Origin of the sequence: Microbacterium sp. 5K110 (genome assembly GCF_005774735.1) — a bacterium.
GTDB lineage: Bacteria > Actinomycetota > Actinomycetes > Actinomycetales > Microbacteriaceae > Microbacterium.
Genome location: NZ_VBUM01000018.1, coordinates 18,696 through 37,618 on the forward strand (window position 1 = coordinate 18,696; position 18,923 = coordinate 37,618).

Consider the following 18,923-nt stretch of genomic DNA (forward strand, 5'->3'; position numbering starts at 1 on the left):
ACGTGGTGATGTTCGCCGACCAGCACGTCGAGTCGCTGGGCGGTGCACAAGTGTCGATGCGGCTGCAGCGGCGCTTCCTCGAGCGCGCCGGGCACACGGTGACCGTCGTGGCGCCGCGGCTGCACCGCCCCGCCGCAACCGACGCCGCGTACGTCGACATGCCCTCGATCCCGGTCACCCTCGACCGTGAGTACGCCCTCAGCTGGCCAGGGCGCCGGACCGACCGGTTCGTGGATGCCGCGATGGCGGCGCGTCCGCCCGTGGACGTCGTCCATGTGCAGGCCGATTTCTGGGGCGCGTTCATCGGGCACCGGTTCGCCGCGCGCCACGGGCTGCCGGTCGTGCACACGATGCACAACCGCGTCGACGTGGGCATCGAGGCCACCGCGCCGTTCCCGGGCGCGGTGCTGCGGCTGCTGAACGGGTGGGCGCGACGGGCGCTGCGCCCGGCGTCGCGCGCGCGAGGAACTCGCGATGCCGCTCGCGGGAGCGACGGGTGGACCTACCTTCGCCGACTCGCCGCCCTGTCGGCGGTGGTCACCGCGCCCTCGGCGCACTTCGCGCGGCGCCTCGAGGCGCACGCCGCGGTGCCGCCCGGCGGGGGAGTCGACGTGATCTGGAACGGCATCGACGACGACGTCCTCGACGCGGCCGTCTCCTCCGGCGTGGGCGAGCGCCGCCCCGGCCGTCCGCGCTTCGTGTGGATCGGTCGCATGAGCCCCGAGAAGCGGCTGCTGCCGTTCCTCGAGGCGGTCGCGGCCTCCGGCGTCGACGCCGAGGTCGAGGTGATCGGCGGAGGGGCGCAGTCGCGCGCGGCACGCCGCCTCGTGGAGCGCACGCGTCCGGTGGCATCCGTCCGGTTCTCGGGCCGGATGACGTACGCCCAGACGCTCGCCCGGCTCGCCGACGCCGACGCCGTGGTCCAGACCTCGATCGGCTTCGAGACGCAGGGGATGACGGTGTTCGAGGCCGCGTCCCTGGGGACTCCCGCCGTCGTCAGCGACCCCGACATCGCCGCGGAACTCGGCGGCGGGGTGTGGAGTGTCGCGGATGCCACGGTCCCGGCGCTCGCCGATGCCCTCCGCCGCGCGGCCGCCGGCATCGCCGCCGGGACTCCGGTCGCGGTCGACGCGACGATCGGCGAACGGTTCCGCCAGTCGTCGCGCACGGCCGCGATGGTCGCGGTCTACGCCCGCGCCGCGTCGCGCTGAGCGCGCTGGGACCGGGTGGTCGCCCGCGCCGCGTCGCGCTGAGCGCGCCGGGACCGGGTGGTTACCCGTGCCGCGTCGCGCTGAGCGCGGAGCGCCGGGACGTCCACAGGGTGGGCCGGGGCCGCGGCGGTCGGTGGAGCCGCGTCCTCGCTGCGGGACGGTGCGGGATCCGTCCCGGCGGGCAGACGCCGCGGGTCGGTGGGAACGCGACCGTAGCCGTCGGTGCCGATCAGCCACACCGTGGCGACGATCGCGACGAGGGCGAGGGCGGCGAGAGCGATGAGGTAAGCCATGGCAGATAAGCTACGTCTGTACGAATAGTGCCCACGAGTGGCATGATGGACGTCAATCGCCGCTTTTCTGCCAACCGGAGGATTCATGCGTTCCGTCGCCGTCGTCGTCCAGCCGGGCTTCGCCCCGTTCGAGTTCGGTCTCGCGTGCGAGGCGTTCGGCCTCGACCGCACCGACGATGGTGTCCCGAGCTTCGACTTTCGCATCGTCAGTCCAGACCCGGGCGTGGTGCCGTCGAACATCGGGTTCTCGATCAACGTCGAGCGGGGCCTCGACGCCGCGGAGGATGCCGACATCCTCGTACTCGCCCCCATCCCCCGGGAGCGGTGGGGTGCCGTCGACGTCCGCGTTCTCGACCTCGTGCGCCGCGTGCACGCGCGCGGCGCGTGGCTGCTGAGCGTGTGCAGCGGGTCGTTCGTCCTCGCCGACTCCGGAGTGCTCGACGGACGCCGGGCCACCACGCACTGGCGGTATGCGCCGCTGATGGCCCGCATGTACCCCCGGATCGAGGTCGATCCCGACGTGCTCTACGTGCAGTCGGAAAACATCATCACGAGCGCCGGCACGGCGGCCGGTCTCGACGCGTGCCTGCACCTGCTGCGGCAGGAGCTCGGCGCCGAGCTCACGAACCGCATCGCCCGGCGCATGGTCGTCGCACCGCAGCGGGATGGCGGCCAGGCGCAGTTCATCGCGTCACCGCTCCCGGTCGACACCTCGCTCTCCCTCGCCCCGGTCACCGAGTGGATGCTGCAGAACCTCGACGCCGATCTGCCGGTGGAGCGTCTCGCGGCGCGCGCCCACATGTCGCCGCGCACGTTCGCTCGGCGGTTCAAGGCCGACTTCGGGGCGACCCCGGCGGCGTGGCTCGCACGTCAGCGGCTGCTGCACGCGCAGCGGCTCCTGGAAGAGACCGATCTCGGCCTCGACCGCATCGCGGCCGAATGCGGCTTCGGGTCCGCCGCGGTGCTGCGCCAGAACTTCGCCCGCACGATGGGGCTGACCCCGACCGCCTATCGGGCGCGGTTCTCGTGCGCGGATGACGTGGTCGCGGCGTCCCGCGAGGCGATCCCGGCCTGACGGACGAATGCGGCCCCGCCCCCCGAAGGGGTGGGGCCGCATTCGGCGTCGGATCAGGACGCGGGAGTGAAGAACGGGTTCGAGGGCGCGGTGCGCGCCGCGAGCACGTCTTCCGTCGCCGGAAGCGACCGCGCCCCGTTGCGGATCGCCTCGCGGGCGGCCTGGCGGTTGTTGCGGTAGATCTGCTCGGCGTCCGTCGCGGCGGGATTGACCCACACAGCGGCGATGACCGCGTGAGAGTCCGCCCACTCGGCCGGGATGTCTCCCTCCGCAAGGGCATCGGCGACACCGGATGCCACACCTGCCTGCGCGGGGCCCCAGATCAGCAGCCCGTGGGCATCGTTCTCGGGAGCGGATTTGGTGACGAACAGCGTGAGCGGTTTCACCGGGAGGGAGGGGCGCAGGACGGACACGAAGGGCACGTGGCCCGCGGTGGGCGACGCCAGAGCCGTCGCCCACGCCGTTCCCACGGGACCGTCGCGATGTCCGAGCACCGTGTTGATGTGGGCCGCGTGCGCCCCGTCGCCGACGAAGCTCTCCCCGATCTGCACGTCGACCGACATCAGATGAGTCCCTGCTCCTTCAGCCAGTCCGTCGCGACGTCCTCGGGGTCTTCTCCGTCGACGTCGACCTTGGCGTTGAGCTTCTGCATCTCCTCCGTCGTGAGCAACGACGAGATCTCGGCGATGACGTCCGCGATGGCGGGGTACTCGTCGAGGGTCGACTGCTTGAGGGTGAAGGCACCCTGGTACACGGGGAAGAACTCCTTGTCGTCCTCCAGCACGACGAGATCGAGCGCGGGGATGCGGCCGTCTGTCTGGAACACCTCGCCGAAGTTGCAGTCGTCGCCCTTCTGGGTGGCCGTGTAGATGACGCCCGTGTCCAGCAGGGCGACGTTGGAGTCGGGCACGTTCAGGCCGTACGCGGCCTTCAGCCCCGGCCAGCCGTCGTCACGGGTCGAGAACTCGCTCTCGATGCAGAAGGTCTGCTCGTTCACCGGCAGCTTGGCGACGTCCGAGAGGGTCTTGACCCCGAGCTCCTCGGCCTTGTCGGCGCGGATCGCGAACGCGTAGGTGTTGTTCAACGGGGCCGGGTCGAGCCAGGCGATGCCGTTGGCCGCATCCGCTTTCTTCGTCGCCTCGAACTGCGCTTCGGCGCCGGGGACGGGTGCGGTGTTGCCGTTGTAGGTGATCCACGAGGTGCCGGTGTACTCCCAGTACCCGAGGAACTCGTCGTTCTCGAGCGCCTGGCGCACGTTCGCGGAACCGACGAGCTTCGTGTTGGCCTCGACGTCCGCGCCGCGGGCGTTGAGCAGCTCGGTCGTGATGTGGGCCAGGATGTACTGCTCCGAGAAGTCCTTGGAGCCGATCTGGCCCGTGAGGCCGGCGAGTTCGTCGCTGCCACCGGCGGCGGATCCGGTGGAGCCGGAACCTCCGGAACAGGCGGTGAGGGCGAGGGCGCCGAGCGCCGCGACGGCGGTCAGCGAGAGAAGCGGACGACGCTTCATTGTGTCTCCTTGGGGTGTGGTGCGGTGGATGGTGCGGGTGGAGCGGCGGGGATCAGATCCCCTTGGGGGTGAGCAGGTCTTCGGCGACGCCGGCGATCCAGTCGATGAGCAGAGCGATGCAGGCGACCAGGACGGCGCCGACGACGAGGACCGGGTAGCGCTGCAGCTTGAGGCCGTTGACGATCATGTCGCCGAGGCCGCCGGCGTTGATGAAGGTCGCGATGGTCGCGACGCCGACGCAGAAGACGAGCGCCGTGCGCAGCCCCGCGAGGATGACGGGGACGGCGAGCGGGAGTTCGATGCGGGCGAGGACCTGGACGGGTGTCATCCCCATGCCGCGGGCCGATTCCCGGATCGCGCCGTCGACCTGCTCGATGCCGATCATCGTGTTGCGCAGCACCGGGAGGAACGCGTAGATCACGAGCGCCACCAGCGCGGTCGTGTATCCCGTCTGCCAGACGATGGCGAGAAGGATCACGACACCGACCGCCGGCGTGGCCTGGCCGATGTTGGCCAGCGCCAGGACGACGGCCCGGACGGTGCGCGAGGGGGTCTTCGCGAGCGCGATGCCGAGGGGGATGGCCAGGACGGCCACGAGCGCGGAGGCGGCGACCGTGAGGCTCAGGTGCTCGCCGATGCGGAGGAAGAGGTAGTCGGCGTTGATCGTCCGCTGCTCGATCGAGTCGAGGGTCAGCGACGATACCCAGAGGAAGAGGGCGGCGAGGACGACCACGACGATCGCGGGGGTGAGCAGCCGGCGCCACACCTTCGTGGAACGCGTCCGGCGCGTCGCGGCCAGGCGCGCGGCGCCGATGCTCTGCGTCTCGGTGGTGACGGTGGTCATCGTGCGCCGTCCGAACGGGCGGAGAGGTCGGTGACCTCGACACCGAGGGCCGCGGAGATCCGCTCGATCGTGAGGGTTCCGCGCACCCGGTCGTCGCCGTCGACGACCGGGACCGAGGGCGAGCCGTGGAGGATGAGCAGATCCAGCGCATCACGGAGGTTGTCGGTGAGCGCGACCCTGACCGGTCCGGCATCCGTCACCGGTCCGAGGGGGGCGTCGGCGACCGGGATGAGGGCGAGGCGCTTGAGGGCGGCCCCGCGCCCGATGAAGGAGCGCACGTAGTCGTTGGCCGGGGCGGCGAGGATCGCCGCCGGCGTGTCGAACTGCTCGATGCGGCTGCGCTCGGACAGCACCGCGATCCGGTCGCCCAGGCGGATGGCCTCGTCGAAGTCGTGGGTGACGAAGATGATCGTCTTGCCGATGGATTCCTGGAGCCGGAGGAATTCCGCCTGCAGGCGTTCGCGGGTGATGGGGTCGGTCGCGCCGAAGGGCTCGTCCATGAGCATCACGGGCGGGTCGGCCGCCAGGGCGCGGGCGACGCCGACGCGCTGCTGCTGGCCACCCGAGAGCTGTCGCGGATAGCGCGAGGAGAAATCGCCGCTGAGCTGAACCGTGTCGAGGAGTTCTTCGACGCGGTCGGCGGTGCGTTTCTTCGACCACCCCAGCAGCTTCGGGACGACGGCGATGTTCTCGCCGATGGTCATGTGGGGGAAGAGCCCGATCTGCTGGATGACGTAGCCGATGTGACGGCGCAGCTCGTTCGGGTTCAGCGACAGCACGTCGCGGCCGTCGATCGAGATCGTGCCCGACGTGGGTTCGATGATCCGGTTGATCATCTTCATGGTCGTGGTCTTGCCGCACCCGGACGGGCCGACGAACATGATCAGCTCGCCCGGATCGACGTCCATCGAGAACGCGTCCACGGCGGGGGTCGACTGACCGGGGTAGACCTTCGTCACGCCGTCGAGGCGGATGCCGACTCCCGAGGACGCGTCCGCGCCGGCCGTGCGGGAAGTGGTGGTGGTGTCAGACACGGAGCCCCCTTGAGGTGGTGACGCGGGTGATGAGGACGAAGGCGGCATCGATGAGGAGAGCCAGGACGATGACGCCGAGGGTTCCCGTCAGCGCGAAGTTCAGCGCGTTCTTCGAGCCGAGCGACGAGAGCCCCTTGAAGATGAACTGGCCCAGGCCCGGTCCCGCGACGTAGGCGGCGATCGCGGCGATACCGATGGTGAGCTGGGCGGCCACGCGGACGCCGGTGAGGATGATCGGCCACGCGATCGGGAGCTGTACGGATAGAAGGATGCGCGCGGGCGACATCCCCATGCCCTTCGCGGACTCCATGATGGCCGCCGGCACTTCGCGGAGCCCCACGACGGTGTTCCGCACGATCGGGAGCAGCGAGTAGAAGACCAGCGAGAACACCGTCGGCGTCCAGCCGAGCCCCAGCACGGGGGTCAGCAGCGCGAGGAGGGCGAGGGACGGAATCGTCAGGGCGACGCCGGCGGCGGCGATCGTGACGGCGCGGGAGACCGGGCGGTTCCAGACGCCGATGCCGATCGCGATGCCGATCACCGCCGCGATGACGATACTCAGCGCCACGACGGCGACGTGCTGCAGCACGAGCTCCAGGATGTCGTCGCTGCGGCGGCTCCAGAAAGTGAGGAGTCCGCCGAGGTCGAAGTCGGACATGCGTCGCACTCCTCTCCTCATCGAGATGGGCCGTGGATCACGGCTGCGGCTGACTGTAAAGCGGGGGGATGATTATCTTCAACCGGTGTTGCGCATATGGCAATCTCAGGCGCCCGGGGTGTTCCCCGCGAAACCGATCGACCGGGAGAGGTCCTTCGCGCTGGAGGCCACGAAGCGCGCGAGGCCCTCGAGCCGATCGCCGATGCGGGTCTTGGGCGCACTCACGTTCAACGCCGCGACGATGCGCCCAGTGAAGTCGCGCACCGGGGCGCTCGCCCCCACGACGCCCAACTCGAGCTCCTCGTCGAGGAGGGCGTATCCCGTCGCTCGGATGCGGGACAGCTCGGCACGCAGGCTTCCCAGGTCGGAGACGACCTGACGATCGGCGGGAGGACTGGGCAGCACGGAGAACCCCGCGGCGTGCGGGGGGACCGGGCCTACGATCGCCTGATCCTGGCCGTGCTCGGCGTACCACCGCTCGAGGGAGTCCTCGTCCCAATCGCTCAGCAGCACGCGGCCCGACGGTGTCCGCCATGCCGCGGTCGTGACCCCCTCCCATCCCGTGGTGCGGAACTCGTGCGGGCTGAGCTCGCTCGCGATGGTCAGCACGTTCCCACCGCGGAGGACGCAGAGGTGGGTGGTCTCGCGGGCCCGTTGCGCGACTCGTCGCAGGATCGGCTGCGATTCCCGCGTGAGGGTGCTTTCGACGGTGAGGGCGGCGAGGGCGTAGAGACGGGCGCCGAGGCGGTAGGCCAGGGTGTTCTCGTCACGGTCGACCAGCCCGGCGTCGGCCAGGGTGGCCAGGCTGCGGGAGACGACGGCCTTGTCTCGGGCGGTGATCTGCGCGACCCTCGAGACCCCGAGCCCCCCGCCGGCGACGGCTTCCGCCGACCCGAGGATCTCGAGGATCTCCACGTCGCGGGCGAGGCCCGAGGAGTTGCGACGCGGGGCGGGGGAGTGATCTGTCATGGCGGGAACCCTAGTCCGTTGCCATATTCACATCAAGGGATGCTCCCACGGCATCCTCGATCTATGGTGTCCCTGCGGTCGCCGATGGCGGGCTCGATGACGAGAGCCGCAGGAGCGCCCGCCCCCCGATCCACGATCTCAAGGACTGGTCCCGTGACGAAGCGCACACTCACCGTCGGATTCATCGGCCTCGGCAGCATGGGAAGCGGAATGACCCGCAACCTGCAGGCCTCCGGCTTCCCCCTGGTCGTCACCGACGTGCGGCCGGAAGTCGCCGCGGAGGCGGTGTCCCGTGGCGCCGTCTGGGTGGAGACGGCGGCCGAGGTGGCATCCCGGTCCGATCTGGTGATCACGATGCTGCCCACCCCGCGCCACGTCGAGCAGGTGCTCCGCGGGCCGGACGGCTTGCTGGAGGCACTGCCGGATGGGGGGACGTGGGTCGACATGTCCACGTCCGTGCCGGAGGTCGCCGACCGCGCTCGCACCGATCGTCCCGACCTGCACATCCTCGACGCGCCGGTGAGCGGGATGTCCGTCGGTGCCGCCAACGGGACGCTGCAGATCTTCATCGGCGGCGACGCCGACGACGTCGAGCGCCTCCGCGAGGTGTTCGAGGCCATGGGCGAGCCCGAGCGGATCCTGCACGTGGGCGGCCACGGTGCGGGATACGCGGTGAAGCTCATGATCAACCAGCTGTGGTTCTCCCACCTCATCGCCACCGCGGAGGTGCTCTCGGTCGGTGTGAAGGCCGGGGTCGACCTCGAGGTGCTGCGTCGCGCCCTGGTCGCGAGCCCCGCGAACAGCAATTTCGTCGAGCACGACGTTCTGTCGATCCTCGATCACGGCGACTACGACGAGGGTTTCGCGCTCGCGCTGGCCTGCAAGGACCTCGGCCTCTCGGTGGACCTGGCGCGCTCGGTCGGGATGCCGTACGAGCTGTCCGGCCTCGTGGACCAGCAGTTCCGTCGCGCCAAGGCGATGTACGGCGACCGTGCCGGCGAGATGGTGCCGTTCCGCCTGTACGAGGACCTGCTCGGCGACCCGCTCCGCCGCGCTGCCGCTCCCGCGGGAGCCACGCGATGACCGACGAACGCGCCTTCCTGGCCTTTCTCCCCACCGACCTCTTCATCGACGGCGCCTGGCTCCCCGCCTCGACCGGCGACCGGTTCGACGTCATCGACCCCTCCACCGGCGACGTGCTCGCCACCGTCGCCGATGCGAGCGTCGCCGACGGGGACGCCGCGCTCGCCGCGGCCCACCGTGCGCAGGAGTCGTGGGGGCGCACCGCCCCACGGGAGCGCGCCGAGATCCTGCGCCGCGCGTTCGACCTCGTCACCGCGCGCGCCGAGGACTTCGCCCTCGCGATGACGCTCGAGATGGGGAAGCCTCTCGCCGAGGCACGCGGCGAGGTCGCCTACGGCGCGGAGTTCCTCCGCTGGTTCAGCGAGGAGGCTCCCCGCATCGCCGGGCGGTACTCGACCGCGCCCGACGGTCGCAACCGTCTGCTGGTCGTTCAGAAGCCGGTCGGTCCGTGCCTGTTCATCACGCCGTGGAACTTCCCCCTCGCCATGGCCACCCGCAAGATCGCTCCGGCGATCGCCGCGGGCTGCACCATGGTGCTCAAGCCCGCCGCCCTCACCCCGCTCACGGCGCTCCTCCTCACCGAGGTACTGCGCGAGGCCGGCCTTCCGGACGGCGTGCTCAACGTCATCCCGACGACGCACGCCGGCGCCGTCACCGGCCCGCTCGTGCGCGACCCCCGGCTCCGCAAGCTCTCCTTCACCGGCTCCACGGGCGTCGGCCAGCGACTCATCGCCGACTCGGCCGCCCAGGTACTGCGGGTGTCGATGGAGCTCGGGGGAAACGCACCCTTCCTCGTCTTCGAGGACGCCGACCTGGATGCCGCCGTTGACGGTGCCGTGCTGGCGAAGATGCGCAACGGGGGTGAGGCGTGCGTGGCGGCGAACCGCTTCCTCGTGCACGAGTCCGTCGCAGCCGAGTTCGCCGAGCGTTTCTCCGCCCGCATCGGCGCCTTCGTCCCCGCGCGCGGGACCGACCCGTCGTCCACGGTCGGACCCCTCGTCGACGCGGCCACTCGCGACAAGGTCGCGTCCCTCGTCGACGGGGCCGTCGCCCAGGGTGCCCGCGTCGCCGTGGGCGGTGCCGCGATCCCCGGCCCCGGATACTTCTACCAGCCGACTGTCCTCGTCGACGTGCCCGCCGACGCCGACATCCTCCGCGAGGAGATCTTCGGTCCCGTTGCGCCGATCCTGACGTTCGGCGACGAGGAGGAGGCGATCCGCCTGGCCAACGACACCGAGTTCGGCCTCGTCTGCTTCGCCTACACGCGAGATCTCGACCGGGGACTCCGCCTGGCCGAGCGCCTGGAGACCGGCATGCTGGGGCTCAACGCCGGCGTCGTCTCCAACCCCGCCGCGCCCTTCGGCGGCGTCAAGCAATCGGGCCTCGGCCGCGAGGGCGGGGCCGAAGGCATCCACGAATACCTCGAGACCGTCTACGTCGGCATCGCCGACCCGTTCGCCTCCCGGAGCGCCTGACCATGGACATCAGCGAATTCACGCCCGACTTCTTCTCGTTGGCCGGCAAGACCGCCATCGTGACCGGGGGGAACGGCGGCCTCGGTCGGGCGTTCTCCGTCGCGCTCGCCGCGGCCGGAGCGAACGTGTTCGTCCCGTCGCTCATGGACGACGACGGTGAGACCGCCCGGCTGGTCGAGGCGCACGGACGGGCCTACGCGTTCGCGCAGTCCGACATCACCGCGGCGGGCGAACCCGATCGTGTCGTGCGCGCGTGCGTCGACCGTTTCGGCGGCGTCGACGTGCTCGTCAACTCCGCGGGTATCAACCTGCTGAGCGAGGACGTGGTCGCCTTCGATCGCGCCAAGTGGGACCCGATGATCGCGGTCAACCTCACCGCCGCCTTCGACTTCGCGCGCGCGGCGGCCGAGGTCATGATCCCGCACCGCCGCGGCAAGATCATCAACATCGCCTCGCTCTTCTCGTTCCTCGGCGGGCGCCAGTCGCCCGCGTACGCGGCATCCAAGGCCGGTATCGTCGGCTTCACGAAGGCCTACGCCGACGAGCTGGGTGCATTCGGCATCCAGGTCAACGCCGTCGCGCCCGGGTACTTCGCGACGGCGCTCACCGAGAAGACCCGGTCGGATGCCGAGGCGAACCGCCGCATCGTCGACCACGTCCCCGCCGGTCGGTGGGGCGACCCCGCCGACCTCATGGGCGCGGTCGTCTTCCTCGCCAGCCGCGCCAGCGACTACGTCACCGGGCACACGCTCGTCGTCGACGGCGGCTACCTGCTGCGCTGACCCGATTTCCCACCGATCCAGGAAGACCGACATGGCCGATTCCCGTTCCCCGCTGACCCGTTCCGACATCGCCACGCGTCTGACCGACCTGCTCGGCGCCGACGCCGTCGACACCCGTGAAGCCGAGCTGCGCGACGCCAGCGTCGACCGCTTCAAGAAGTACTCCGCCGTGCACGGCATCTTCGACGGGCCCTTCCCGGCGGCGATCGTGTACCCCCGCTCGACCGACGAGGTCGCCGCGGTGCTGCGCTTCGCCGACGAGAACCGCATCGCGATCGTGCCCCGCACGGGCCGCACCGCCACCGAGGGCGGTCTCGAGACCGTCGTCGCCGACACGATCGTGCTCGACGGTTCGCGCATGGACGCGACCCTCGCGATCGACACCGTGGACATGATGGTCACCGTGCAGTGCGGGGCTCCGTTGCAGCGCGTCGAGGACGAACTGCGCGCGCGGGGCTACACGACCGGGCACTCGCCCCAGTCGAAGCCGCTGGCCCAGTACGGCGGCCTCGTCGCGACCCGGTCGATCGGGCAGTTCTCCACGCTGTACGGAGGCATCGAAGACATGGTGGTGGGGCTCGAGGCGGTCCTCGCCGACGGCACCGTGACGCGCATCAAGAACGTGCCGCGGCGCGCGGCCGGCCCCGACATCCGTCACCTGATCATCGGGAACGAGGGTGCGTTCGCGTTCGTGACCGAGGTCACCGTGAAGATCTGGCCGTATACGCCCGAGAACAACCGGTACTTCGGGTTCCTCACCGACGATTTCGGCGCCGGTGTCGACCTGCTCCGTGAACTCGTGACACAGGGGTACCGTCCCTCCGTGGCGCGCGTGTACTCGCCGGAGGACGCTCGCCAGCACTTCTCGCACTTCCACGAGGGAAAGAGCGTCGTCGTGCTGGTGGCGGAGGGGCCTCGCCGTCTGGCGGAGGCGACGGCCGAGGCCATCGAGGAGGCCGCCGAGGGCACGTCGCTCGAGCGCGTCGACGACTCCCTGATCGAGACCTGGTTCGACAATCTGAACTGGGGGCAGGACAAGATCGACCGCGAGAAGCGGGAGATGCTCGAGAGCGCGCACCTCGGCTATACCACCGAGGTCTCGGTCGACTGGTCGCGCGTGGTCGAGCTGTACGAATCCGTCATGGCGCGCGTGCGCCGGGAATTCCCCCGAGCGGCCGATCTGACGATGCTGGGCGCGCACTCCTCGCACAGCTACCAGACGGGCACGAACCTGTACTTCGTGTACGACTACGACATCCGCTGCGAACCGCGCGAGGAGATCACCGAATACCACGAGCCGCTGAACGCGATCGTCGTCGAGGAGGCGCTGCGCCTGGGCGGGTCCATGGTGCACCACCACGGAATCGGCAAGTACCGCACGCCGTGGACGGCGCAGGAGCACGGCAGTGCCCTCGTTCTGCTCGAGCGCATGAAGGCCGCACTCGATCCGAACGGCATCATGAACCCCGGCACCATCTTCGCGCTGGAGGCCTGATGCCGGTCGTCGTCGCGATCGACAACGGATCGCAGTCGACGAAGGTCCTCGTCGTCGACGAGGAGGGGCGAGTGCGTGCGCAGGCGCGCGTGGGGCTGCGGCCCTACGCGACGCCGGAGTCGGGGCACAGCGTCCACCCGGACGACGACGTCTGGGACTCGATCGCCCGCGCGTGCCGCACGGCGATGGAGCGTTTCGACGGCGACCCCGGCGAGATCGTGGGGATCGGGCTGTGCACGATCCGGTTCTGCCGCGCGCTTCTGCGCGCCGACGGCACGCTGGCCGAGCCGCTGCTCAGCTGGATGGACGAGAGGGTCTCGCGCCGGCACGTCGCCTCTCCCGAGGTGGCGCACGTGTCGACCTCTTCCGGATACATCGCGCACCGGCTCACGGGGGAGTTCCGCGACGCGGCGGGGAACTACCAGGGCGTCTGGCCCATCGATCAGCAGACCTGGCGGTGGTCGGACGACCCGGATGCCGCGGTCTCCACCGGGATGGACCGGGCCCTGCTGAGCGACCTCGTGGATCCGGGTGCAGAACTCGGTCGGGTGACATCGGCGGCTGCCGCCCTGACCGGGTTGCCCGAGGGGGTCCCCGTCTACGCCACCTCGAACGACAAGGCCGTCGAAGCACTCGGGGCCGGCCTGGCCTCGGATGCGGACGTGCTGCTGTCGTTGGGAACCTACATCGCCGCGATGACGGTCGCCGACCGGCCCGGGGGCGGTGCCCACCACTGGGTCAACTTCGGATGCCGCCCCGGACAGTACCTGGCGGAGTCGACCGGCATCCGTCGGGGGATGTGGACGGTGAGCTGGCTGCGCGATCTGCTGCACCCGACGTCACCCGACGATGATCTGTACGCGTTCGATCGCGTTCTGGGCGCCGAGGCCGAGGCGGTGAGTCCCGGATGCGACGGTGTCGCGACCGTGCTGGACTGGCTCGCCCCGGGCGACGAACCGAACCGGCGAGGGGCTTTCGTGGGGTTCTCCGGAGCGCAGGGCCGGGGGCACCTCTATCGAGCGGTGCTGGAGGCCATCGCGTTCACCATGGCCGACCACATCGACGCGATGGAGCGCGAGCGCGGGGCCGTCGCCGACGGCGTGATCGTCACCGGCGGCGGCGCGCAGTCGCCGCTTCTCGTCCAGATCGTCGCCGACGTCGTGGGGCGCCCGGTTCGCCGTGCCCTGGTCGACGACGCGGCCGGCATCGGTGCCGCGATCTGCGCCGCGGTCGGTTCGGGCATGCATCGCGACTGGGACAGCGCGGTCGCCGCGATGGCGGGCACCGGGGAGCCCGTGCTCCCCTCCGACACGGCCGAGACCTACCAGGCTCTGCGCGCGTGGCACCGCGGCATCCGGTCCCGCGTGGCGGAGATGTCCGACTGGATGGCCACCGCCCGCCCGTGACGCCGCGGTCGCGCGCGTCAGACGTGTGCGGCGACGAACGCGGCGTGATCCTCGCGGGCGACGTCGGCGTACGCGAACGCCCACGGCACGAGAGCCTCGGTCAACGCGTGCCCGGCGCCGGCGTAGCCGGCGATGTCGGGGGCCTGCGGGGACTGCGCGTGGGCGCGGGCGAGCGTGATCGCGCACGCCTGGGCGTAGCGGCGGAAGGGCTTGTCCGCGAGCTCGACCATCTCGATCCCACCCTTCATGTCGTGGAACTGCCGCACGTAGAAGTCGGCGTCGACGCCGCGCACGTGGCCGAGGAACGGGTCGGAGACGCCCTGCAGGACACGCTGCAGCGCCACCACGCGCGCGCCCTCGCCGTCGGCGGCGACGAGCGAGGTCAGCGCCTCGGGCTGGCGGATGCCGCCGAACTGCTGCAGCACGCTCGCTCCGGCCTGCTTTCCCTGGAGGACGAAGGCGTGCCCGTCGCCGTCCTGCAGCAGCAAGAGGTAGCACCGCGTCCCGACGCTGCCGACCCCGACGACGCGGCGGGCGACGTCGCTGAGGTCGTACTGTTCGAGCGTCATCCGCACATCGACGTTCGCCGAGGTGCGGTATGCCCCGTCGACGGCGAGGACCCGGGCGGCGACCTCCGCGTCGACGGGGGTCATCGTCGGCGGCTGATGCGTGAAGGTGAGGCGGCCGGAGCCCGCGTCGGCGGTCAGTCGACGCACTGCCCGTGCCCCGGTCCGGCGCTCGGCGTCGGCGATCGCGCGCGTCAGGACTTCGCGCGACGCGCGGTCGTAGGAGCCGATCGCCTCGTGCGCGTTGAAGTGCTCGAAGTGGCGGTCGATGGGGTCCCGTTCGACGAGTCCCGCGATCGCCCGGACATAGGCCCGCACCGTCGAGGCGACGGCGTCGCGGACGATCGCGGGGTCGCGATCGGTCTCGCCTCCGGCGAGGACGACGCTCGTGAGCAGTCGCTTCAGGTCCCATTCCCACGGCGCCCACGCTGCTTCGTCGAAGTCGTTGAGGTCGAAGACGAGCGTGCGCTGCGGTGAGGCGTAGAAACCGAAGTTCGCGACGTGGGCGTCTCCGCACGATGCGACGTGGATGGGCGTCGAGGGATCGCGGGCGAGGTCGGCCGCCATGACGGCCGCCGCGCCGCGGTAGAAGGCGAACGGGGTTGCCGACATCCGCTCGATCCGCAGCGGAACCAGTTCGGGGATGCGGGTGGCGTTCTGGGCTTCGAGGATGCCGAGCGGGTCACGTCCTTCGACGGTGAGGCGCCCGAGGTCGCGTCGCGGCACGCGCTGCCGCGCCTCTCGTCCGCGCGCGCGGCGTTCGGAGGCCGAGGGCGGCGGGTTCCACGGGATGTCCGGGCGGGGTGCGGCGGCAGGCGGCGTGCTCACGCGCTCACCCTAGACCCGGGGGTGCTCGCGTCGTCGGGAAGGGTCCTGCCGGTCGCGCACCCTCCATTGCCTCGAATGCACCCGACTGCTAAACTTGAGTCAACGCAACTCAACTTTGAAGCGTGACAGATTTCCAGGAGACACCATGAACGCCACTCAGCAGCCGGGGCAGGAGGACGCGCGCAGCGCCCTCGAGCAGTTCGGCATCAACCTCACCGACCGCGCCCGCCAGGGCAAGCTCGATCCCGTCATCGGTCGCGACAGCGAGATCCGGCGGGTCAGTCAGGTCCTCACACGCCGCACCAAGAACAACCCGGTCCTCATCGGCGAGCCCGGCGTCGGCAAGACCGCCGTCGTCGAGGGCCTCGCTCAGCGCATCGTCGCGGGCGATGTCGCCGAAAGCCTCAAGAACAAAGAGCTCGTCGCCCTCGACATCTCCGCACTCGTGGCCGGGGCGATGTACCGCGGCCAGTTCGAGGAACGCCTCAAGATCGTCCTGAAAGAGATCACCGAGTCCGACGGACGCATCATCACGTTCATCGACGAACTGCACGTGCTGATGGGCGCGGGCGGCGGCGAGGGTTCGGTCGCGGCATCGAACATGCTCAAGCCCATGCTCGCCCGCGGCGAGCTGCGCCTCATCGGCGCGACGACGCTCGACGAGTACCGCGAGTTCATCGAGAAGGATGCCGCGCTCGAACGCCGTTTCCAGCAGGTCTACGTCGGCGAACCGACGGTCGAAGACACGATCGCGATCCTCCGCGGTCTCAAGGAGCGGTACGAGGCGCACCACAAGGTCGCGATCGCCGACGCGGCGCTCGTGGCGGCGGCATCCCTGTCCAACCGCTACATCCCGTCGCGCCAGCTGCCCGACAAGGCGATCGACCTCATCGACGAAGCCGCGTCGCGCCTGCGCATGGAGATCGACTCGGCTCCGCTCGAGATCGACGAGCTGCGCCGGCACGTCGACCGGCTCAAGCTCGAAGAGCTCGCGCTGAAGAAAGAGAAGGATGCCGCCTCGAAGGAGCGCCTGGCGACGCTGCGCGAGACCCTCGCCGCCGAGCAGTCCAAGCTCGACGAGCTGCAAGCGCGGTGGGAGCAGGAGCGCGCCTCGCTCAACCGCGTCGGAGACCTGAAGACCCGACTCGACGCGGCCCGGGGGGACGCCGAGCGCGCCCAGCGCGAGGGCAACCTCGAGCGCGCATCGCGCCTGCTGTACGCCGACATCCCGGCCCTCGAGCGGGAGCTCATGACGGCCGAGCGCGAGGAGCCCGCGGGCGACCGCATGGTCAACGACCAGGTCACCGACGAGGACATCGCCGCCGTGATCGCCGCGTGGACCGGCATCCCGGTGGGTCGCCTGCTGCAGGGCGAGACCGAGAAACTCCTGCACCTCGAGCGCGAGCTCGGCAAGCGCCTGATCGGCCAGAAGGATGCCGTGAAGGCGGTGTCCGACGCGGTGCGCCGCTCGCGCGCGGGAATCAGCGACCCGAACCGCCCGGTCGGCTCGTTCCTCTTCCTCGGCCCCACGGGCGTCGGCAAGACCGAGCTCGCCAAGGCGCTCGCCGACTTCCTCTTCGACGACGAGCACGCCATGGTGCGCATCGACATGTCGGAGTACGGCGAGAAGCACTCCGTCGCCCGCCTCGTCGGTGCACCTCCGGGATACATCGGCTACGAGCAGGGCGGTCAGCTCACCGAGGCCGTGCGTCGCCGACCGTACAGTGTGGTGCTCCTCGACGAGGTCGAGAAGGCCCACCCCGAGGTGTTCGACATCCTGCTGCAGGTCATGGACGACGGTCGGCTGACCGATGGTCAGGGTCGCACGGTCGACTTCACCAACGTCGTCCTGATCCTGACGTCCAACCTCGGTTCGTCGATCCTCATCGACCCGACGCTGCCGATCGAGGTCAAGCGCGAGCAGGTGCAGGCGCTCGTCCGGCAGGCGTTCAAGCCGGAGTTCGTGAACCGTCTCGACGACATCGTGATCTTCCAGGCGCTCAGCGAGGACGACCTCGCCCAGATCGTCGAACTCGCGGTGGACGCGCTGCACAAGCGACTGCGGGAGCGCCGGCTCACGCTGGCGGTCACGCCCGATGCGCGGTCCTGGCTCGCCGAGCGCGGCTACGACCCGGTGTACGGCGCGCGGCCCCTCCGCCGCCTGATCCAGTCCGAGGTGCAGAACCGCCTCGCGATGGCGATCCTCGCGGGGGGAGTGCACGACGGCGACGTCGTGAAGGTCGACGTCGCGAGCGACGGCGAGTCCCTCGTGCTCACGAGCGCGGGGCCGTCCGCCGAGGCCGAAGATCCCGGCGACGACGACGTGATCGAGGCCGAGATCGTCGAGTAGTCGCATGCCGAGGGATGCCGCGCCGGGTGCGTGGCATCCCCTCGTCGGTGTCCTCGCGGAGCGCCTCGCTACCCTGGCGCCATGACGATCGCAACGGCCGACCTCTACGACGAGCGCGGCGACGACCTCGACTCACTCTCGCTGCAGCTGCTCGACCTCGGCGGTCGGGTCGCGTTCGACGGGCTCGTGCGCACCGTGCGCTGTCACCGCGACAACGCGCTGGTGAAGCGCGTGCTCGCCACTCCGGGCGACGGTGCGGTCCTGGTCGTCGACGGAGGTGGATCCCTCGAGTCCGCGCTCGTCGGCGACCTCATCGCGGGATCTGCGGTGCAGAACGGATGGGCCGGGATCATCGTGCACGGGGTGATCCGCGACCGCGAGGCTCTGGCATCCCTCCCGCTCGGGGTCAAGGCGCTGGGGTCGAACCCGCGCAAGAGCGCGAAGGACGGTGTGGGCGAGGTCGACGTGCCGGTCACGATCGGCGGTGTCGTCTTCGCCCCGGGCCGGCACGTGTGGGCCGATGCCGACGGGGTGCTGGTCGAGCGCTGATCGGGTCTTGACGGAGCACTTCACTTTTGGAAGTATCACGGCCATGAGCCTCTTCCTCACCTGTCCGGTCGAGTCCGTCGCGCGCTCGACCGCCTTCTACACCGCCCTCGGCTGGACCCTCAACGCCGAGATGTCGGACCACAACGTCTCGTGCTTCGCCATCGCTCCGGAGCAGTACGTCATGCTCGGCAGCCGGGAGATGTACGCCGCCGTCGGCGGTACCGACGATCTCATCGGCGGACCCGACACGCCCTCCAAGATCACGGTGTCCTTCGACCTCGGCAGCCGCGAGGCGGTCGACGGGCTGGTCGAGCGTGCGGGCGCAGCCGGCGGGCGCATCGGCGACACCGACGACTATCCGTTCATGTACCAGCGTCAGTTCGACGACCCGGACGGATACCACTACTCGCCGTTCTGGATGAAGCCGGACGCCGAAGCGCCCGAGTGAGCGGCCTCGAAGCCGCCCTCGATGTCGTCGGTGCGCGCTGGGCGCTGCTCATCGTCGAGCGCTTGCTCGACGGCCCGCAGCGATACGGCGATCTGCAGCGCGACCTCGGCGTCGGCACGGCGATCCTGGCCGTGCGTCTGCGCGAGCTCGAAGAAGCCGGCGTGCTCGTCCGGCTCCCGCTGAAACACAACACCCGCGCCTACGCCCTGACCCCGCGCGGCGAGGCCTTGCGCGAGACGATCGTCGCGCTGGAGCGGTGGGGTGCTGCCCGGGCGCCAGATCACGTGATCTCGCCGAGATCACCCGACAGTGCGCGCCAGAACGGGTGATCTCGGCCACTTCGCGTGATC

General features: G+C 70.4%; 19 protein-coding genes. 11 read left to right on the top strand and 8 right to left on the bottom strand.

Annotation, left to right across the window (positions count from 1 at the left end):
• Positions 1 to 8: 8 nt before the first annotated feature.
• Positions 9 to 1,211, top strand: a complete 1,203-nt coding sequence (locus FE256_RS06475) for a glycosyltransferase (protein WP_354645984.1) — start codon at positions 9 to 11, stop codon at positions 1,209 to 1,211.
• Here the strand turns inward: FE256_RS06475 and FE256_RS06480 are convergent.
• Entirely contained in the window at positions 1,187 to 1,504 is a 318-nt protein-coding gene (locus tag FE256_RS06480) for a hypothetical protein (RefSeq protein ID WP_138173940.1), read from the bottom strand. The genes FE256_RS06475 and FE256_RS06480 overlap by 25 nt on opposite strands.
• A gap of 85 nt (positions 1,505 to 1,589) precedes the next feature.
• On the opposite strand from FE256_RS06480, the gene FE256_RS06485 reads away from it, so the two are divergent.
• The gene (locus FE256_RS06485) at positions 1,590 to 2,579 is read left to right on the top strand and encodes a GlxA family transcriptional regulator (RefSeq protein WP_138173942.1); all 990 of its coding nucleotides are present in this window, start codon (positions 1,590 to 1,592) and stop codon (positions 2,577 to 2,579) included.
• 53 nt (positions 2,580 to 2,632) lie between these two features.
• On the opposite strand, the gene fae is transcribed toward FE256_RS06485, so the two are convergent.
• The 6 genes from fae to FE256_RS06515 form a co-directional block, all read right to left on the bottom strand.
• Positions 2,633 to 3,142, bottom strand: a complete 510-nt coding sequence (fae, locus tag FE256_RS06490) for a formaldehyde-activating enzyme (RefSeq protein ID WP_138173944.1) — start codon at positions 3,140 to 3,142, stop codon at positions 2,633 to 2,635.
• Positions 3,142 to 4,086, bottom strand: a complete 945-nt coding sequence (locus FE256_RS06495) for a glycine betaine ABC transporter substrate-binding protein (protein ID WP_138173946.1) — start codon at positions 4,084 to 4,086, stop codon at positions 3,142 to 3,144. The genes fae and FE256_RS06495 overlap by 1 nt, the downstream gene beginning before the upstream one ends.
• A 52-nt stretch (positions 4,087 to 4,138) precedes the next feature.
• Positions 4,139 to 4,930: an ABC transporter permease gene (locus FE256_RS06500; protein ID WP_138173948.1), complete on the bottom strand. Its 792-nt coding sequence runs from the start codon at positions 4,928 to 4,930 to the stop codon at positions 4,139 to 4,141.
• On the bottom strand, positions 4,927 to 5,964 hold the full coding sequence (locus FE256_RS06505; RefSeq protein ID WP_252370922.1) for an ABC transporter ATP-binding protein: 1,038 nt from the start codon (positions 5,962 to 5,964) through the stop codon (positions 4,927 to 4,929). The genes FE256_RS06500 and FE256_RS06505 overlap by 4 nt, the downstream gene beginning before the upstream one ends.
• Complete coding sequence (locus FE256_RS06510; RefSeq protein ID WP_138173952.1) at positions 5,957 to 6,622, bottom strand: ABC transporter permease; 666 nt, start codon at positions 6,620 to 6,622, stop codon at positions 5,957 to 5,959. The genes FE256_RS06505 and FE256_RS06510 overlap by 8 nt, the downstream gene beginning before the upstream one ends.
• A 105-nt stretch (positions 6,623 to 6,727) precedes the next feature.
• Positions 6,728 to 7,591, bottom strand: a complete 864-nt coding sequence (locus tag FE256_RS06515; RefSeq protein ID WP_138173954.1) for an IclR family transcriptional regulator — start codon at positions 7,589 to 7,591, stop codon at positions 6,728 to 6,730.
• A gap of 153 nt (positions 7,592 to 7,744) precedes the next feature.
• Between FE256_RS06515 and FE256_RS06520 the strand changes: the two genes are divergently transcribed.
• Genes FE256_RS06520 through FE256_RS06540 form a run of 5 tightly spaced genes read left to right on the top strand, consistent with a single transcriptional unit; the run spans position 7,745 to position 13,832 of the window.
• Positions 7,745 to 8,674 (top strand): NAD(P)-dependent oxidoreductase, encoded by a 930-nt coding sequence (locus FE256_RS06520; RefSeq protein ID WP_252370923.1) that lies wholly within the window; start codon positions 7,745 to 7,747, stop codon positions 8,672 to 8,674.
• Complete coding sequence (locus tag FE256_RS06525; RefSeq protein ID WP_138173958.1) at positions 8,671 to 10,149, top strand: NAD-dependent succinate-semialdehyde dehydrogenase; 1,479 nt, start codon at positions 8,671 to 8,673, stop codon at positions 10,147 to 10,149. The genes FE256_RS06520 and FE256_RS06525 overlap by 4 nt, the downstream gene beginning before the upstream one ends.
• A 2-nt stretch (positions 10,150 to 10,151) precedes the next feature.
• Positions 10,152 to 10,931 carry an SDR family oxidoreductase gene (locus FE256_RS06530; RefSeq protein ID WP_138173960.1) on the top strand — a complete coding sequence of 260 codons (780 nt, stop codon included), beginning with the start codon at positions 10,152 to 10,154 and terminating at the stop codon, positions 10,929 to 10,931.
• Positions 10,932 to 10,962: 31 nt separating this feature from the next.
• Entirely contained in the window at positions 10,963 to 12,426 is a 1,464-nt protein-coding gene (locus tag FE256_RS06535; RefSeq protein ID WP_138173963.1) for an FAD-binding oxidoreductase, read from the top strand.
• On the top strand, positions 12,426 to 13,832 hold the full coding sequence (locus FE256_RS06540; RefSeq protein ID WP_138173964.1) for an FGGY-family carbohydrate kinase: 1,407 nt from the start codon (positions 12,426 to 12,428) through the stop codon (positions 13,830 to 13,832). The genes FE256_RS06535 and FE256_RS06540 overlap by 1 nt, the downstream gene beginning before the upstream one ends.
• Positions 13,833 to 13,849: 17 nt before the next feature.
• Here FE256_RS06540 and FE256_RS06545 read toward each other — a convergent pair whose 3' ends face one another.
• Positions 13,850 to 15,226, bottom strand: a complete 1,377-nt coding sequence (locus FE256_RS06545) for a DUF2252 domain-containing protein (RefSeq protein WP_252370924.1) — start codon at positions 15,224 to 15,226, stop codon at positions 13,850 to 13,852.
• 145 nt (positions 15,227 to 15,371) lie between these two features.
• Here FE256_RS06545 and FE256_RS06550 point away from each other — a divergent pair, with 145 nt between their 5' ends.
• From FE256_RS06550 to FE256_RS06565, 4 genes are all read left to right on the top strand, one after another.
• Complete coding sequence (locus FE256_RS06550; RefSeq protein ID WP_138173966.1) at positions 15,372 to 17,576, top strand: ATP-dependent Clp protease ATP-binding subunit; 2,205 nt, start codon at positions 15,372 to 15,374, stop codon at positions 17,574 to 17,576.
• Positions 17,577 to 17,657: 81 nt separating this feature from the next.
• Positions 17,658 to 18,125 (top strand): ribonuclease E activity regulator RraA, encoded by a 468-nt coding sequence (gene rraA / locus FE256_RS06555; RefSeq protein ID WP_138173968.1) that lies wholly within the window; start codon positions 17,658 to 17,660, stop codon positions 18,123 to 18,125.
• Positions 18,126 to 18,168: 43 nt separating this feature from the next.
• Entirely contained in the window at positions 18,169 to 18,573 is a 405-nt protein-coding gene (locus FE256_RS06560) for a VOC family protein (RefSeq protein WP_138173970.1), read from the top strand.
• Positions 18,570 to 18,902: a winged helix-turn-helix transcriptional regulator gene (locus tag FE256_RS06565; RefSeq protein ID WP_138173972.1), complete on the top strand. Its 333-nt coding sequence runs from the start codon at positions 18,570 to 18,572 to the stop codon at positions 18,900 to 18,902. The genes FE256_RS06560 and FE256_RS06565 overlap by 4 nt, the downstream gene beginning before the upstream one ends.
• Positions 18,903 to 18,923 lie beyond the last annotated feature (21 nt).

Coding starts and splice junctions, on each gene's coding strand:
- FE256_RS06550 (WP_138173966.1), top strand. CDS start 15,372: ATGAACGCCACTCAGCAGCCGGGGCAGGAGGACGCGCGCAGCGCCCTC.
- FE256_RS06515 (WP_138173954.1), bottom strand. CDS start 7,591: ATGACAGATCACTCCCCCGCCCCGCGTCGCAACTCCTCGGGCCTCGCC.
- FE256_RS06535 (WP_138173963.1), top strand. CDS start 10,963: ATGGCCGATTCCCGTTCCCCGCTGACCCGTTCCGACATCGCCACGCGT.
- FE256_RS06525 (WP_138173958.1), top strand. CDS start 8,671: ATGACCGACGAACGCGCCTTCCTGGCCTTTCTCCCCACCGACCTCTTC.
- FE256_RS06485 (WP_138173942.1), top strand. CDS start 1,590: ATGCGTTCCGTCGCCGTCGTCGTCCAGCCGGGCTTCGCCCCGTTCGAG.
- FE256_RS06530 (WP_138173960.1), top strand. CDS start 10,152: ATGGACATCAGCGAATTCACGCCCGACTTCTTCTCGTTGGCCGGCAAG.
- FE256_RS06540 (WP_138173964.1), top strand. CDS start 12,426: ATGCCGGTCGTCGTCGCGATCGACAACGGATCGCAGTCGACGAAGGTC.
- FE256_RS06500 (WP_138173948.1), bottom strand. CDS start 4,930: ATGACCACCGTCACCACCGAGACGCAGAGCATCGGCGCCGCGCGCCTG.
- FE256_RS06560 (WP_138173970.1), top strand. CDS start 18,169: ATGAGCCTCTTCCTCACCTGTCCGGTCGAGTCCGTCGCGCGCTCGACC.
- FE256_RS06510 (WP_138173952.1), bottom strand. CDS start 6,622: ATGTCCGACTTCGACCTCGGCGGACTCCTCACTTTCTGGAGCCGCCGC.
- FE256_RS06475 (WP_354645984.1), top strand. CDS start 9: ATGTTCGCCGACCAGCACGTCGAGTCGCTGGGCGGTGCACAAGTGTCG.
- FE256_RS06495 (WP_138173946.1), bottom strand. CDS start 4,086: ATGAAGCGTCGTCCGCTTCTCTCGCTGACCGCCGTCGCGGCGCTCGGC.
- fae (WP_138173944.1), bottom strand. CDS start 3,142: ATGTCGGTCGACGTGCAGATCGGGGAGAGCTTCGTCGGCGACGGGGCG.
- FE256_RS06480 (WP_138173940.1), bottom strand. CDS start 1,504: ATGGCTTACCTCATCGCTCTCGCCGCCCTCGCCCTCGTCGCGATCGTC.
- rraA (WP_138173968.1), top strand. CDS start 17,658: ATGACGATCGCAACGGCCGACCTCTACGACGAGCGCGGCGACGACCTC.